The sequence below is a fragment of the Pseudomonas sp. YL2 genome (assembly GCF_023063025.1).
GTDB lineage: Bacteria > Pseudomonadota > Gammaproteobacteria > Pseudomonadales > Pseudomonadaceae > Aquipseudomonas > Aquipseudomonas putida_A.
Window position 1 is genome coordinate 143,301 of the sequence record NZ_JAJSLU010000015.1, and the last position, 15,476, is coordinate 158,776.

Sequence of the window (15,476 nt, forward strand, 5' to 3'; positions counted from 1 at the left end):
GCTCCCACAGTAGACCGCGTTTCTCCAGATGGAATGCGGTCTACTGTGGGAGCGGGCTTGCTCGCGAAGGCGTCATAAGCGGCAACATCTGTCTGTCAGAACGACCGCACAATCCGCCCCAACGTCTCCATCGCCTTCTCCGAATCCTCGGTCCACGGGCTGCCGTAGTTCAGGCGAATGCAGTTCCTGAACCGCTGAGTCGGCGAGAAAATCGGCCCCGGTGCGATGCTGATGCCCTGCGCCAATGCCATCTGAAACAACTTCAACGAATCCATCTGCGGTGGCAGTTCCAGCCACAGGAAGTAGCCGCCTGCCGGCTGGCTGACGCGGGTCTGCGCCGGGAAATACCGAGCGATCGCTGCGAGCATCGCACTTTGCTGTTCTTCCAGGGCATAGCGCAGTTTGCGCAGGTGGCGATCATAGCCGCCGTGTTGCAGGTAGTCGGCGATGGCCGCTTGCGCCGGCATCGAGGCACAGAGCGAGGTCATCAGTTTCAGCCGTTCGATTTTCTGTGCGTAACGCCCGGCGGCGACCCAGCCGATGCGGTAGCCGGGTGCCAGGCTCTTGGCGAATGAACCGCAGTGCATCACCAGCCCCTCGGTGTCGAAGGCCTTGGCCGGTTTCGGTGCTTGCTGGCCGTAATAGAGCTCCGCGTAGACGTCGTCCTCGATCAGCGGCACCTGATGCCGGCGCAGCAGTTCCACCAGTTCCTGTTTCTTCGCCTCGGGCATGGTCGCGCCCATCGGGTTCTGGAAACTGGTCATGCACCAGCAGGCCTTGATCGGATGGCGTTCAAGCGTTTGCGCCAGTACGCCAAGATCGATGCCGTCGCGCGGGTGCACGGGGATTTCCACGGCTTTGAGTTTCAGGCGCTCCAGCACTTGCAGGCTGGCATAGAACGCCGGGGCTTCGATGGCTACCAGATCGCCCGGTTCGGTGACCGCTTGCAGGCACAGATTCAGCGCTTCGAGGGCGCCATTGGTGATCAGCAGTTCTTCCATCGGCAGCATCAACCCGCCGACCATGTAGCGCAGGGCGATCTGTCGGCGCAGTTGCGGATTGCCCGGCGACATGTCGGTGACCACCATGCGCGGGTCCATCTCCCGCGCCGCACTGGCCAGCGAACGTGACAGCCGTTGCAATGGGAACAGGGTCGGGCTGGGGAACGCCGAGCCGAAGGGCACGGTGCTCGGGTCCTTGATCGATTCCAGCACCGAAAACACCAGTTCGCTGACGTCGACTTCGGTGGAGTCGTTGACGTGGCTGCTGATCACCGGCTCCGAGAACGGACTCGGTGCGTGGGTGTTGACGAAGTAGCCGGAGCGCGGCCGCGCGCGAATCAGGCCGCGACGTTCCAGCAGGTAATAGGCCTGGAACACTGTGGACGGGCTGACCCCGTAAGTCTGGCTGGCGTAGCGCACCGACGGCACCCGTTGCCCGGGGCCGAGGACGCCGGAGCGGATCAGTTCAGCGATGTCGTCGGCGAATTTTTCGTAGCGTTTCATCGGTATCCCGCGATGGACTGAATTCGGATTGCTTGTTGTGGCGAGGGAGCTTGCTCCCGCTGGGCTGCGCAGCGGCCCCAAAAGCTTGTGAGTGCTGCGCACTCAAGCGGGAGCAAGCTCCCTCGCCACAGGTATCGCAGTGTCAAAAGAGAGCTGCATCTTAAAGGCTCAGCGATTCATCGGCGCCACAAACCTGCTTTTCGCCACGCTATAAATCTCGGGCTCGTCGCTGTCGGCGATCTTGAAGCTCAAGGTCTGCGAGCTGCTGGCCGGACGCTCGGTGGTCATCGCCACCGATACCGGCACATCGACAATCTCCCCCGGCGCCAGGCTCAGTTCGGTCTTGCCCTGCAACTGGAAGCCGTCGCCCTCCATCAGGCTCAGGGTGTAGTCCTGGCGCTGTTGGGTCTTGTTGATGACCTTGAGGGTGTAGATGTTCTCGATCTGGCCCTGACCGTTTTCGCGGAACAGCCCGCGATCCTTGGTCACGTCCAGCGAGACCATCGGCCGCTCAACCAAGGCCAGCGCCAGGGCGCCGATCATCACCAGCAGCACCGCGACATAACCGATCAGCCGTGGTCGCAGCAGATGGGTCTTGCCACCCTGCAATTCGCGCTCGGAACTGTAGCGGATCAGGCCGCGCGGGTAATTCATTTTGTCCATGATCGAATCACAGGCGTCGATGCACGCCGCGCAGCCGATGCATTCCATCTGCAGGCCGTCGCGGATGTCGATGCCGGTCGGGCAGACCTGCACGCACAACTGGCAATCGATGCAATCACCGAGGCCGGCTTCGGCGGGTTTCACGTCGCGTTTGCGCGGGCCACGGTTTTCGCCACGGGCGACGTCGTAGGAAATCGCCAGGGTGTCCTTGTCGAACATCACGCTCTGGAACCGCGCATACGGGCACATATGCATGCACACCGCTTCGCGCAGCCAACCGGCGTTGATGTAAGTGGCGGCGGTGAAGAACAGAACCCAGAACAGACTGACCCCGCCGATCTGCAGGGTGAACAGCTCTTCGGCCAGCGGCCGGATCGGCGTGAAGTAGCCGACAAACGTCAGCCCGGTCATCACGCTGATCGCCAGCCACAGAGTGTGCTTGGCCGCGCGCCGGGCCAGTTTGTTCAGGCCCCAGGGCGCCGCTTGTAGTTTGATCCGCTGGTTGCGTTCGCCTTCGGTGACTTTTTCGCACCACATGAAGATCCATGTCCACGAGCTCTGCGGGCAGGTGTATCCACACCAGACCCGGCCAGCGAACACGGTGATGGCGAACAGGCCGAACGCGGCAATGATCAGCAGTGCCGAGAGCAAGATGAAATCCTGTGGCCAGAAGGTCGCGCCGAAGATATGGAATTTGCTTTCGGCCAAGTCCCACAGTACGGCCTGACGACCGCCCCAGTTCAGCCACACGGTGCCGAAGAACAGCAGAAACAGAACGCCCGCGCCGCTGATGCGCAAGGTACGGAACAGGCCGGTGAAACTGCGGGTGTGGATGTGATTGTCGGTGGAGCCGGCCTTCGCCTTCATCGGGCGACCAGGCACATTTTTTATGGTGGGGCTTGCTTCTACGGTTCGGACGGGGATTTGTTCGCTCATGGTCATTCGCTCATCAGCCTCCATCAGGCGGACGAACTATGAGCGCCGATCTGTTTGCATAACAGACTCAGCTATTTGAATAAAAAGCGTATCAGATGGCGTTTGGTACACATCCTGCGACAACTTGAAGCAGCCCGCAGACGCAGGCGCAAACGCCTATCGCAGACGTCTGCGCCGGATGTTGATCCGGGTCAGTCAAATCACCGAATCACTCTCGTCGGCCTTCAGGTGCTTGCGACCGTCTTTCGCGCCAGCGACGGTCAAGGCATCCGCCTCTGCTTCGGTGATGTAAACGCGCCGGCCTTCAATCTCAACGAACGACATGGCTTTTTCGCTATCGGTTTTGACTTCCAGCGTGTCGCAGATACGAATTTCTTCGCCATTTTCGACGGTGAAAAAACACACTTTTGCTTCGGGATTGGATTCATCGATTCGAACGGGCATGAGGCTGTCCTTTTTTCATGAGTACCTGAAAGGTTAGGGCGCGTGCTTTGCCGATCGTTCTGCGCAACTGATTAATGGTCGCTGCTGTCCATCCACTAACGACCAATAAGAAAGGACGGAGCGATGAACGCCTGGTGGCATGAAGTGTGGGTGACGCTGCAAGCGGAGTTCGCCGATGTCGGCGATGCCTCGCAACTGACGCGCATCACCGTGCGCCTGTTGATGGCGGCGGTGCTGGGCGGAATTCTCGGTTTCGAACGCGAGCATAAGGGCAAGGCTGCCGGGGTGCGTACGCACATGCTGGTGGCGTTGGGGGCGGCGCTGTTTGTGCTGGTGCCGCAGACCTCAGGGGCCGAATCCGATGCGATGAGCCGGGTGTTGCAGGGAGTGATCGCCGGGATCGGCTTTCTCGGTGCCGGTACGATTTTGAAGAATCAGGAAGGTGACGAAGGGCATGTGAAAGGACTGACCACGGCAGCCGGGTTGTGGATGACGGCGGCGATCGGCGTGGCGGCCGGGTTGGGCAGGGAAGCGACGGCGCTGCTCAGCACTTTGCTGGCGCTGGGGATTTTCAGCGTGATGCCACGGGTGGTCAGGATGTTTGAGAAGGATGGGGAGAAAAACCAGCACCTGTAATCGATCGTTCCCATGATGGGTGGGAACGATCGCTGGGTGCTTAAACGATCACCGGTGGCATCGTCGTCGGCGGTTCTTCCTTCGGCGGTGGCGTGGTGCCCGGTGGTTCCTGCTCGGGAATCGGTTGCGGCTCGGTCTCGGGCAGGGTGGGTTTGTCGATGTTCGGATCAGGCGTTTCGGCCGGGATCGGGATGTTCATCTGTAGACCTCCGTGTGGCACATGGCGTGAGAAGTGCTTAAGTGGATTGACCACCGTGTGATGAATTCGATCCGCTTTTCTGTCCAGACAAATCCCTGTGAACTTTTCCCCGCGCCGGTCGCTCGGAACCTAAGTGAGTTCAAGTCGGGGCCGGTGCCTCATTGTGAACACTGTTCCGGCACAAGAGCGTCCTTGGGGCGTTAAGGAGAGATGCTCGATGTCTGCTGAAAAACCTTCAGAGCAGAGCTACAACCCGCACATGCCGCTGTCGCAGGCGTTGCTGCTGCCGCGCATCGTGATCGAAAACACCATGCCGACCCTCGATGGCGGGCAGTTTGCCGTGAAGTCGATCGTCGAGCGTGACGTGATCGTCACCAGCAAGGTCTTCGCCGACGGGCATGACAAGCTGGCGGTGCACATCCGCTGGCGTGCGGAGGGCGAAGAGAGCTGGCACAGCGAGGTGATGAACGAGCTGGGCAATAACAGTTGGCAGGGGCAGTTTCGTCCCGACCGCCAGGGTCGCTATCTGTACTGCATCGAAGCGTGGATCGACCATTTCGCCAGTTTTCAGTACGAGCTGGAGAAGAAGCACAACGCAGCTGTCCCGGTGTCACTCGAACTGCAGGAAGGGCGCAGCATGGTGCAGCAGGCCGCCGAACGCAGCGACGGTCAGCTCAGCGAACAGCTCGCCGCCTTGCATCATGAATTGTCCGGCCTGCTCGAAACCGAGCAGGTGGCGCTGTTTCTGCACTCGCGCAGTGCGCAATTGATGGCGCAGGCCGATCACCGTGCCTATCTGAGCCTGAGCGCCGAATTCCCGGTGGATGTCGAACGGGAACTGGCCGAGTTTGCCAGTTGGTACGAGCTGTTTCCGCGCTCGATTACTGACGATCCCAAGCGTCACGGTACATTCAACGACGTGCACTCGCGGCTGCCGATGATTCAGGACATGGGTTTCGACGTGTTGTACTTCACGCCAATTCACCCGATCGGCCGCGCCCACCGCAAGGGCCGCAACAATTCCCTGACCGCAGGTCCCGATGATCCGGGCAGTCCGTATGCGATCGGCAGCGAGGAGGGTGGTCATGAGGCGATTCACTCGCAACTAGGCACCCGCGAAGACTTCCGCCGGTTGGTGGCCGCCGCCGCTGAGCATGGCCTGGAAATCGCCCTCGATTTCGCCATTCAGTGTTCGCAGGATCACCCGTGGCTCAAGCAGCATCCGGGCTGGTTCAACTGGCGCCCCGACGGCACGATCAAATACGCGGAAAACCCGCCGAAGAAATACCAGGACATCGTCAACGTCGACTTCTATGCGCCGGACGCCATCCCCAGTCTGTGGGTGGAGCTGCGCGATATCGTCGTCGGCTGGGTCAACGAAGGTGTGAAAATCTTCCGCGTCGACAATCCGCACACCAAGCCGCTGCCGTTCTGGCAATGGCTGATCGCCGATGTGCGGGCGCTGCACCCGGAAGTGATCTTCCTCGCCGAAGCGTTCACCACACCGGCGATGATGGCGCGGCTGGGCAAGGTCGGTTATTCCCAGAGCTACACCTATTTCACCTGGCGCAACACCAAGTCGGAGCTGGCGACCTACTTCAGTGAACTCAACGAGTCGCCGTGGCGCGAATGCTACCGGCCGAACTTCTTCGTCAACACGCCGGACATCAACCCGGCGTTCCTGCATGAATCAGGGCGGCCGGGGTTTCTGATCCGCGCGGCGCTGGCGACCATGGGGTCGGGCTTGTGGGGCATGTATTCCGGTTATGAACTGTGCGAATCGGCGCCGGTTCCGGGCAAGGAGGAATACCTTGATTCGGAGAAGTACGAGATCCGCGTCCGCGACTTCAATGCGCCGGGCAACATCATTGCCGAAATCGCCCAGCTCAACCGCATCCGCCGGCAGAACCCGGCGCTGCACACGCATCTGGGGTTGAAAATCTACAACGCGTGGAACGACAACATTCTGTATTTCGGCAAGCGCAGCTTTGACGGCAGCAATTTCATTCTGGTGGCGGTGAGCCTCGATCCGCACAACGTGCAGGAAGCCAATTTCGAGTTGCCGCTGTGGGAGATGGGCCTGCCCGACGACGCGACCACCCACGGTGAGGACTTGATGAACGGGCATCGCTGGGATTGGCATGGCAAGTATCAGTTCATGCGCATTGACCCGGCGTACCAGCCGTTCGGGATTTGGCGGATTACTGCCTGAACACCGATTCCCTGTGGGAGCGAGCCTGCTCGCGAATGCGTTTTTGCAGGCGACATCTTTGCTGAATGTTAATCCGCATTCGCGAGCAGGCTCGCTCCCACAGGTTGCTCAGCGTTTTCGAGTCAGGTCATCGGCTCACGGTTTTTCCAGAATTGAACAGGAGTTTCACATGGCGAAGAAACCCAAGGCAGCCACCTTTATCAAAGACCCGCTCTGGTACAAGGATGCGGTGATCTATCAAGTTCACGTCAAATCGTTTTTCGACTCCAACAATGACGGGATCGGCGACTTTCCTGGCCTGATCGCCAAACTCGACTACATCGCCGAACTCGGCGTCAACACCATCTGGCTACTGCCGTTCTATCCGTCGCCACGTCGCGATGACGGTTACGACATTGCCGAATACCGCGGCGTACACAGCGACTACGGGACCATGGCCGACGCCAAGCGTTTTATCGCCGAGGCGCACAAGCGTGGTTTGCGGGTGATCACCGAACTGGTCATCAACCACACCTCGGATCAGCACCCGTGGTTCCAGCGGGCGCGCAAAGCCAAGCCCGGTTCGGCGGCGCGGGACTTCTATGTGTGGTCGGATGACGATCAGAAGTACGACGGCACGCGGATCATCTTCCTCGACACCGAAAAGTCCAACTGGACCTGGGACCCGGTCGCCGGCCAGTACTTCTGGCACCGTTTCTACTCGCACCAGCCCGACCTCAATTTCGACAACCCGCAAGTGATGAAAGCGGTGCTGTCGGTGATGCGCTACTGGCTGGACATGGGTATCGACGGGCTGCGTCTCGACGCCATTCCGTATTTGATCGAGCGCGACGGCACCAACAACGAAAACCTGCCCGAGACCCACGATGTCCTCAAGCAGATCCGTGCCGAGATCGATGCCAATTACCCGGACCGCATGCTGCTGGCCGAGGCCAACCAATGGCCGGAAGACACCCAGCTGTACTTCGGTGACACCGATGCCGAGGGCGTCAACGGCGACGAATGCCACATGGCCTTCCACTTCCCGCTGATGCCGCGCATGTACATGGCGCTGGCCCAGGAAGATCGCTTCCCGATCACCGACATTTTGCGCCAGACCCCGGAAATTCCTGCCAATTGTCAGTGGGCAATTTTCCTGCGTAACCACGATGAGTTGACGCTGGAGATGGTCACCGACAAGGAGCGTGATTACCTGTGGAACTACTACGCCGCTGACCGTCGCGCGCGGATCAACCTTGGCATTCGTCGGCGTCTGGCGCCGTTGATGGAGCGTGACCGCCGCCGCGTCGAGTTGCTCAACAGCCTGCTGCTGTCGATGCCCGGCACGCCGACTTTGTATTACGGCGACGAAATCGGCATGGGCGACAACATCTACCTCGGCGACCGCGACGGTGTGCGAACGCCGATGCAATGGTCGATCGACCGCAACGGCGGCTTCTCCCGCGCCGATCCGGCCAGCCTGGTGCTGCCGCCGATCATGGACCCGCAATACGGTTATCTCTCCGTCAACGTCGAGACTCAGGCCGGCGATCCGCATTCGCTGCTGAACTGGACGCGACGCATGCTTGCCGTGCGCAAGCAGTCCAAGGCCTTCGGTCGCGGCACGCTGAAGATGCTCTCGCCGAGCAACCGGCGGATTCTGGCCTACACCCGGGAATTCACCGACGCCGACGGCAAGCACGAAATCATTCTTTGCGTGGCCAACGTCTCGCGTAGCGCGCAGGCGGCGGAACTCGATCTGTCGGCTTACGTCGGCATGGTTCCGGTGGAGATGCTCGGCGGTAATGCGTTCCCACCGATCGGCCAGTTGAATTTCCTCCTGACCCTGGCGCCGTACGGTTTCTACTGGTTCGCCCTGGCTGCAGAAAACCAGATGCCGAGCTGGCACGTGGAACCGGCGCAGAGCCTGCCGGACTTCACCACCCTGGTGCTGAAAAAACGCATGGAGGAACTGCTCGAAACGCCGACCCGCAACACGCTGGAGCAGAGCATCCTGCCGAGCTGGCTGCAGAATCGCCGCTGGTTCGCCGGCAAGGACGCAGCCATCGAGCAGGTCAATCTGGCCTACGGCGTGCGCTTCGGCGACGCGCAGCATCCGGTGCTGCTCAGCGAAATCGAAGTCACCAGCGCCGGGCAGACCAGCCGCTATCAACTGCCGTTCGGCTTCATCGCCGAAGATCAGGTCGGGCCGGCGTTGCCGCAGCAACTGGCATTGTCGCGGGTTCGTCGCGGGCGTCAGGTCGGTCTGATCACGGATGCCTTCAGCCTTGAAACGTTTGTCCACGCGGTGCTGCAAGGCATGCAGAGCAATACCGTGCTCAACTCCGAACAGGGCGAGATTCGTTTTGCGCCGACCGCGCAACTGGAAAAACTCGGCCTCGGTGCCGAATCCGAGGTGCGTTATCTGTCGGCCGAGCAATCGAACAGTTCGGTGGTGATCGGCAACAGTCTGGTGCTGAAGCTGATCCGCAAGGTCGCTTCGGGTGTACACCCGGAACTGGAAATGAGCGCGTACCTGACCGAGGCCGGTTTCGCCAACATCTCGCCGCTGCTCGGCTCGGTGATTCGCCGCGATGGCGCGGGCGAAGACAACCTGCTGATGATCGCGCAAGGCTATCTGAGCAATCAGGGCGATGCCTGGGAATGGACGCAGAACAACCTCGAACGGGCGTTGCGTGATGAGCTGGCGGACGCGATGTCCGAGCAGGAACAGCATTACAACGCCCTCGGCGAACTGAAGGACTTTGCCGGCATGCTCGGCCAGCGCCTGGGTGAAATGCACCAAGTGCTGGCGGCGCCAAGCAACAACCCCGACTTCGCCCCGCAAACCACCAGCGCCAAGGAGGCGCAAGCCACTGGCAAGGACGTCGCGGCGCAGGTCGAGCATGCGTTGAAGCTGCTCAAGCAGCATCAGAGCCATCTGAGCGCGGCGGATCAGAAAATGGTCGCGCGGCTGCTCGACAACAAAAAGGTCATCCTCGGCCATGTGCAGGAGCTGGCGCAGAAAGCCGTGGGTGGCTTGCGGATCCGCGTCCACGGCGACTTGCATCTGGGTCAGGTGCTGGTGATCAAGGGCGATGCCTATCTGATCGACTTCGAGGGTGAACCGGCGCGGCCGCTGCACGAACGGCGCGGCAAACACAGTCCGTACAAGGACGTCAGCGGCGTGCTGCGTTCCTTCGATTACGCGGCGGCGATGACGATCAATGTGCACAACGTCGATCACAGTCCAGAGTCGGAAGCGGCCCGGCATCGGGTTGCCGAGCGCTACCTGCGTGAGGCGCGCGAGGCATTTGTTCAGGCGTATCGCCAAGCGGCAGCTAGTCTTGATCATGCTTGGCAGGATCCTGCGGGTGCCGACGCTGCGCTTGCGCTGTTCGGCCTGGAGAAGGCGGCCTATGAAGTGGCCTATGAAGCCGAAAATCGCCCCACGTGGCTGCCCGTGCCGTTGCACGGTTTGTATGGGTTATTGACGGGGCTTAAACCCTTTTCCGATCTTGGTGGAGAGTAGTCATGAGTTTCTCGAACAAGGAACAGGGTCACGCTAAAGAAGCGTTATTGCCGGCGGCGCGGGACATCGACGCCCTGGTGCGCGCTGAACACCACGACCCGTTTTCCATTCTCGGCCCGCACGGTGATGGTACCGGTGGGCAGTTCATCCGCGCTTATCTGCCGGGTGCATTGAAAGTCGAAGTGCTGGACAAGGACAGCGGTGAAGAACGCGGCGAACTGCAAGCCACCGAAACACCGGGATTGTTTGTTGGTCACTTCGATCAGGCGCGGCCGTATCTGCTGCGCACGCGTTGGGCCGGCGGCGAACAGGTGGCGGAAGATCCGTACAGCTTCGGCCAGTTGCTCGGCGAAATGGATTTGTATCTGTTCGCTGAAGGCAATCACCGTGATCTGAGCAGCTGCCTCGGCGCGCAACTGACCACCGTCGATGGCGTCGACGGTGTGCGCTTTGCCGTGTGGGCGCCGAATGCTCGCCGAGTGTCGGTGGTCGGTGATTTCAACGTGTGGGATGGTCGTCGCCATCCGATGCGCCTGCGCCATCCATCCGGGGTCTGGGAGTTGTTTATTCCGCGCCTGCAAGCGGGCGAGTTGTACAAGTACGAAATCCTCGGCGCTCACGGTATCCTGCCGCTGAAGGCCGACCCGATGGCCCTGGCCACCAGCCTGCCGCCGGACACCGCGTCGAAAGTCGCCGCGCCGCTGCAGATCAATTGGCAGGATCAGGGCTGGATGAACGGCCGCCGCGAGCGGCAGAAGCATTCAGCGCCGCTGTCGATCTACGAATTGCATGCCGGATCGTGGCAGTGCGAACTGGACGATCTGGGCGAAGTCGCCCGCCAGTACACCTGGCCGGAGCTGGCCGAGCGGCTGATTCCTTACGTCAAGGAGCTGGGTTTCACCCACATCGAACTGATGCCGATCATGGAGCACCCGTTTGGTGGTTCGTGGGGTTATCAGTTGCTCTCGCAATTCGCCCCGAGCGCCCGATACGGCACGCCGGAGCAATTCGGTGAGTTCGTCGATGCCTGCCACCGTGCCGACATCGGCGTGATCCTTGACTGGGTGCCAGCGCATTTCCCCACTGATACTCACGGTCTGGCGCAGTTCGACGGCACGGCGTTGTACGAATACGGCAACCCGCTGGAAGGCTTTCATCAGGACTGGGACACGCTGATTTACAACCTTGGGCGCACTGAAGTTCACGGCTACATGCTGGCGTCGGCATTGCACTGGTTGAAGCATTTCCACATCGACGGTTTGCGCGTTGATGCGGTGGCCTCGATGCTGTATCGCGACTATTCGCGCAAGGCCGGCGAATGGGTGCCGAACCGCCACGGCGGGCGTGAGAATCTGGAGGCGATCGATTTCCTCCGCCACTTGAATGACGTGGTCGAGCTGGAAGCCCCGGGGGCGCTGGTGATCGCCGAGGAATCCACCGCATGGCCGGGCGTCAGCCAGAGCACCCAGCAGGGTGGTCTCGGTTTCGCCTACAAATGGAACATGGGCTGGATGCACGACTCGCTGCACTACATCCAGCAGGACCCGGTGTACCGCGCGCATCACCACAACGAATTGAGTTTCGGCCTGGTTTACGCCTGGTCCGAGCGCTTCATCCTGCCGATCTCCCACGACGAAGTGGTGCACGGCAAGCACTCGCTGATCGACAAGATGCCCGGCGATCGTTGGCAGAAATTTGCCAACCTGCGCGCCTACCTGAGTTTCATGTGGACCCATCCGGGCAAGAAGCTGTTGTTCATGGGCTGCGAATTCGGCCAGTGGCGCGAGTGGAATCACGATCAGCAACTGGACTGGTACCTGCTGCAATACTCGGAACACAAAGGCGTGCAGAAACTGGTCGGCGACCTCAATCGCTTGTACCGCGAAGAACCGGCGCTGCACGATCAGGACGATGCGCCGCAGGGCTTCCAGTGGTTGATCGGCGATGATGCGATCAACAGCGTGTACGCGTGGCTGCGCTGGAGCAAGGACGGCAAACCGGTGCTGGTGGTGGCCAACTTTACTCCGGTGCCGCGTCAGTCGTATCGGGTCGGCGTGCCGTTTGCCGGGCGCTGGAACGAACTGCTCAACAGCGATGCCGACACTTACGCCGGTTCGAATTATGGCAATGGCGGCGGGGCGTTTACCGAAGAGGTGCCGAGCCATGGCCAGTCGCTGTCGCTGGAGCTGAATCTGCCGCCGCTGGCGGTGTTGATTCTCAAGCCGGAGGGTTGATCCGCGACCGCGTCGCTGCCATCGCGAGCAGGCTCACTCCTACATTTGGAATGCGTCTCCCCTGTAGGAGTGAGCCTGCTCGCGATGGCGTCAGCTCAGAGGCCATCGCCCCTCAAGCCGAAATCACCAACGCATCCGCACTCCCAGACTGCCAATCAACCCGTTCAGATCGTTGTCATCCACATCACTGCTGTAATCGGCGCTGACATACAGGCTGACCGCCGGCGTCACTCGCGCCACCAACCCCAATCCCAACTCGACCGTTGATGACTTGCGGCTGCTGCTGATCTTGTCGACCTGATCGAGAGTCACCGTGTTGCCGGTATACACCGTATGCCAGAGGTTGGTACGCACATAGGGTTCCACTGGCAGGCCGTTCACATCGTAACTGCCTTTGAGGCGGGCGCCGACGCGGCCGCTCCACGCCGACAGATCCGATGACGACGCATTGCCGGAACCCGCGTACGGCGTGTCGAGGGTGATGCGCTGATTGATCAATTGCGCCTGGGGTTCAACCACCCAGTTCCCGCCCAGGCCGATCGGATACCCACCTTCGACCGAGAAGGTCATCGCACTGCCTTCGGTGGCCTGGCGCGCGCCTTGTTCGTTGCGACTGAAACCGCTGACCCGGCCACCGCTGGCCGACAGGTCGACATGCCAGCCTTGCGCGCCAGTCAGGCGGTAATAAGCGCCGAGGCTCTGGCCTTGCAGGTTCAGGGTGTCGGTGGTCGGATCGGCGAGGGCGCGGCTGCTGATCAGGCCGGCGCTGTTGGCCTGGATCTGGTTGTATCCGCCAATCAGGCCGAGCGTCTGGGTGTGGCCGCCGGCGCTTTGCACGGTGAGCACGGGCGGGCCTTTGAAGTCGCCGTTGCCGGGCGTGGCAAAACCTGGCGAAAGCACGTCGGTTTGCGCTTGCCGGGCGCTTTGTCCGTACAACCGGTCCCAGGCTGCTGGCGCCAGATCTTCGGTGATCAGGTCGGTGCCGCGCAAATCGGGACGTGGACTCAGGCGTTGTGGCTCGGGGGTGACAACGGTCGCCGGCAGGGTCAGAACGGGCATGTCCTGGCGGTACCAGGGAGTGGTTTCATCCGCCGCAGGTCCGGCCTGCGCCTCCATGGATGAGCACAGCAGAATCGAACTCGACACTGTGCAAAACGTCACTTTGATCTCTTGTGGGGTGAATGAGCTTTTCATGGAGGTCTACCTTGCAAGCGCATGCGGGATCTCTTTCTGGCGTCTCTCCTACCCCGAACGAGGGGCGACCGAATGGAGCGGGGCGAACCGCGGCGCTCGATTTCGCGAGTGCCGTAAGGTTCGTCCCGGTGAGTGATTCCGGGGGTAGTAAGGTAGAGATAAGAAGAGTGATGCCCATGCGTCAAGAAACTGCACGATGAGCGGTATAGCTAAATCAGGCGCTGCAAGCGTTTGTTTTTCTGCACATATCCAAGTCATTGTCTGTGCTTACAAATGCACTTCCACCGCCAGCGGCAAGTGGTCCGACAAGTGCGTCCACGGCTTGTTGCCGAGGATCTGCGGGTCGTGGCTGCTGGCATTGCGCAGGTAGATGCGGTCCAGGCGCAGCAGTGGAAAACGCGCAGGGTAGGTCTTGGCCGGGCGGCCGTGGTGGCGTTCGAAGGCTTCGTGCAGGTAATCGCGGCGGGCGAGGGCGGCATTGCCCTGCAGCTGCCAGTCATTGAAGTCGCCGGCAATGATGACCGGCGCATCGTCGGGCAATGATTCGAGCAACTGGCAAAGCAGCTGCAACTGCAATTGGCGGTGGCTTTCCAGCAGACTCAGGTGCACGCAGATCGCGTGGACTTCGGCGTGGCCCGGCACGTCCAGCACGCAGTGCAGCAGGCCTCTGCGCTCGGGGCCGGTGATCGACACGTCGAGGTTGCGGTATTCGCGGATCGGGTATTTCGACAGCAATGCATTGCCGTGGTGGCCATCGGGGTACACCGCGTTGCGCCCGTAGGCAAAGTCGCTCCACATGCTGTCGGCAAGAAATTCGTATTGCGAGGTTTGCGGCCATTCCTGGTAGCGATTGGAATGTCGCTCGTGTTCGCCCACCACCTCCTGCAGAAACACCAGATCAGCCGAGGTGCTGCGTACCGCTTCGCGCAGTTCCGGCAGGATGAAGCGCCGGTTGAGGGCGGTAAAACCCTTGTGAGTGTTGACCGTCAACACGCGCAGGCGATGGATGACGGGTGCGTCGACGGCGTGACGCTTGGGATCGCTGGACACGTTCACTCCTCTGAAAAAACGGCTTCCTGTTCATGCGACTGGTCTGTGAGCGGGCAGTTCCTTCCAGATGTCTCAGGCCGTAATACAAATCACCAGAGCCGCCAGGAAACCTGTGGGAGCGAGCCTGCTCGCGAAAGCGCCTCCCGATCGACCAATCTCTGGCTGAATGCACTCGGTCAAATTGTGGGAGCTGGCTTGCCAGCGATGACGGCTCACAAGCCGACCAACTTCCCACTGAATGCAAGCATTCCAACTGTGGGAGCGGCGGTGCGACGATTCGACTTGCTCGCGAAAGCGGCCTATCAGACAAAATCAAAACAACAGAGCAAACCCCGCAAATAAACATAACCCCGCAACCACGTTTAAAGTACACGAACCGTTACGCCATAACGGCTACAACGCCTTGCGCCGTTACCTACGCGTACGCCAGAATCCGCCGGCTTACACGGCTATGCGTTGGGCTTATCGTTTCCCTGTCACTGGAAAACAGTGATCGGGTTTGGTAGCCCATTTCGGTACGGTCGTATGGCGTCCCCTTATGTAGCCTCTTTTTGGGGCTCAGTTTTATGGTGGACATGCGTGGGGCTCATTCGTGAGCGCCGGGTTCCGTATCGACCGGTCTACCAACCCGCGCATGGCCGCCACCCATCGTTTGGTAGCGAGGGTGATGGCTCCTATTTCTCGATACGGAGTTTCATCCATGTTCAAAGCCACACCCAACCCCCCAGACACCTCGATCCCGTACGACCCGGCCCTCGACCCGCAGAAGATAAAAGCGGCAACCGACCGTGCCATCAACTTCTACCTCAACCCCGGCGCATTGAAGATCTCGATCCCTTCAACCTCGTCATGCAAGGCGAACAGAATCTTCCTCATCGACCCCACCGTGGAC

General features: G+C 60.7%; 10 protein-coding genes and 1 pseudogene. 5 read left to right on the forward strand and 6 right to left on the reverse strand.

The features are described from left to right. Nucleotides 1-95 precede the first annotated feature (95 nt). The 3 genes from mapR to LVD08_RS20740 all read right to left on the reverse strand — a co-directional run bounded on the left by mapR (nt 96) and on the right by LVD08_RS20740 (nt 3,548). Nucleotides 96-1,505 carry a GntR family transcriptional regulator MpaR gene (mapR, locus tag LVD08_RS20730; protein ID WP_008087199.1) on the reverse strand — a complete coding sequence of 470 codons (1,410 nt, stop codon included), beginning with the start codon at nt 1,503-1,505 and terminating at the stop codon, nt 96-98. A 168-nt stretch (nt 1,506-1,673) separates the two neighbouring features. Further along, a complete protein-coding gene (gene ccoG / locus LVD08_RS20735; RefSeq protein WP_247269113.1) occupies nt 1,674-3,104 on the reverse strand; it encodes a cytochrome c oxidase accessory protein CcoG in 1,431 nt (476 codons plus the stop codon). Between the two features lie 195 nt (nt 3,105-3,299). Further along, nucleotides 3,300-3,548: a DUF3203 family protein gene (locus LVD08_RS20740; protein WP_027613724.1), complete on the reverse strand. Its 249-nt coding sequence runs from the start codon at nt 3,546-3,548 to the stop codon at nt 3,300-3,302. 123 nt (nt 3,549-3,671) lie between these two features. Between LVD08_RS20740 and LVD08_RS20745 the strand changes: the two genes are divergently transcribed. Next, nucleotides 3,672-4,184 (forward strand): MgtC/SapB family protein, encoded by a 513-nt coding sequence (locus LVD08_RS20745; RefSeq protein ID WP_027613723.1) that lies wholly within the window; start codon nt 3,672-3,674, stop codon nt 4,182-4,184. Nucleotides 4,185-4,224: 40 nt separating this feature from the next. On the opposite strand, the gene LVD08_RS20750 is transcribed toward LVD08_RS20745, so the two are convergent. Further along, entirely contained in the window at nt 4,225-4,383 is a 159-nt protein-coding gene (locus LVD08_RS20750) for a hypothetical protein (protein WP_003224520.1), read from the reverse strand. A 217-nt stretch (nt 4,384-4,600) separates the two neighbouring features. Here LVD08_RS20750 and LVD08_RS20755 point away from each other — a divergent pair, with 217 nt between their 5' ends. From LVD08_RS20755 to glgB, 3 genes are all read left to right on the forward strand, one after another. Then, nucleotides 4,601-6,595, forward strand: coding sequence for an alpha-1,4-glucan--maltose-1-phosphate maltosyltransferase (locus tag LVD08_RS20755; protein ID WP_247269114.1), 1,995 nt, complete (start codon nt 4,601-4,603; stop codon nt 6,593-6,595). A gap of 169 nt (nt 6,596-6,764) precedes the next feature. Beyond that, on the forward strand, nt 6,765-10,106 hold the full coding sequence (gene treS, locus LVD08_RS20760; RefSeq protein ID WP_247269115.1) for a maltose alpha-D-glucosyltransferase: 3,342 nt from the start codon (nt 6,765-6,767) through the stop codon (nt 10,104-10,106). A 2-nt stretch (nt 10,107-10,108) separates the two neighbouring features. Beyond that, the gene (gene glgB / locus LVD08_RS20765; RefSeq protein WP_247269116.1) at nt 10,109-12,340 is read left to right on the forward strand and encodes a 1,4-alpha-glucan branching protein GlgB; all 2,232 of its coding nucleotides are present in this window, start codon (nt 10,109-10,111) and stop codon (nt 12,338-12,340) included. A 123-nt stretch (nt 12,341-12,463) separates the two neighbouring features. On the opposite strand, the gene LVD08_RS20770 is transcribed toward glgB, so the two are convergent. Both LVD08_RS20770 and LVD08_RS20775 read right to left on the reverse strand, forming a co-directional pair. Next, nucleotides 12,464-13,534 carry an autotransporter domain-containing protein gene (locus tag LVD08_RS20770; RefSeq protein ID WP_247269117.1) on the reverse strand — a complete coding sequence of 357 codons (1,071 nt, stop codon included), beginning with the start codon at nt 13,532-13,534 and terminating at the stop codon, nt 12,464-12,466. 267 nt (nt 13,535-13,801) lie between these two features. Beyond that, nucleotides 13,802-14,584: an endonuclease/exonuclease/phosphatase family protein gene (locus LVD08_RS20775; protein ID WP_027613718.1), complete on the reverse strand. Its 783-nt coding sequence runs from the start codon at nt 14,582-14,584 to the stop codon at nt 13,802-13,804. Between the two features lie 700 nt (nt 14,585-15,284). Between LVD08_RS20775 and LVD08_RS20780 the strand changes: the two are divergent. Then, nucleotides 15,285-15,476, forward strand: a pseudogene (locus LVD08_RS20780) (DUF6124 family protein); the annotation flags it as partial.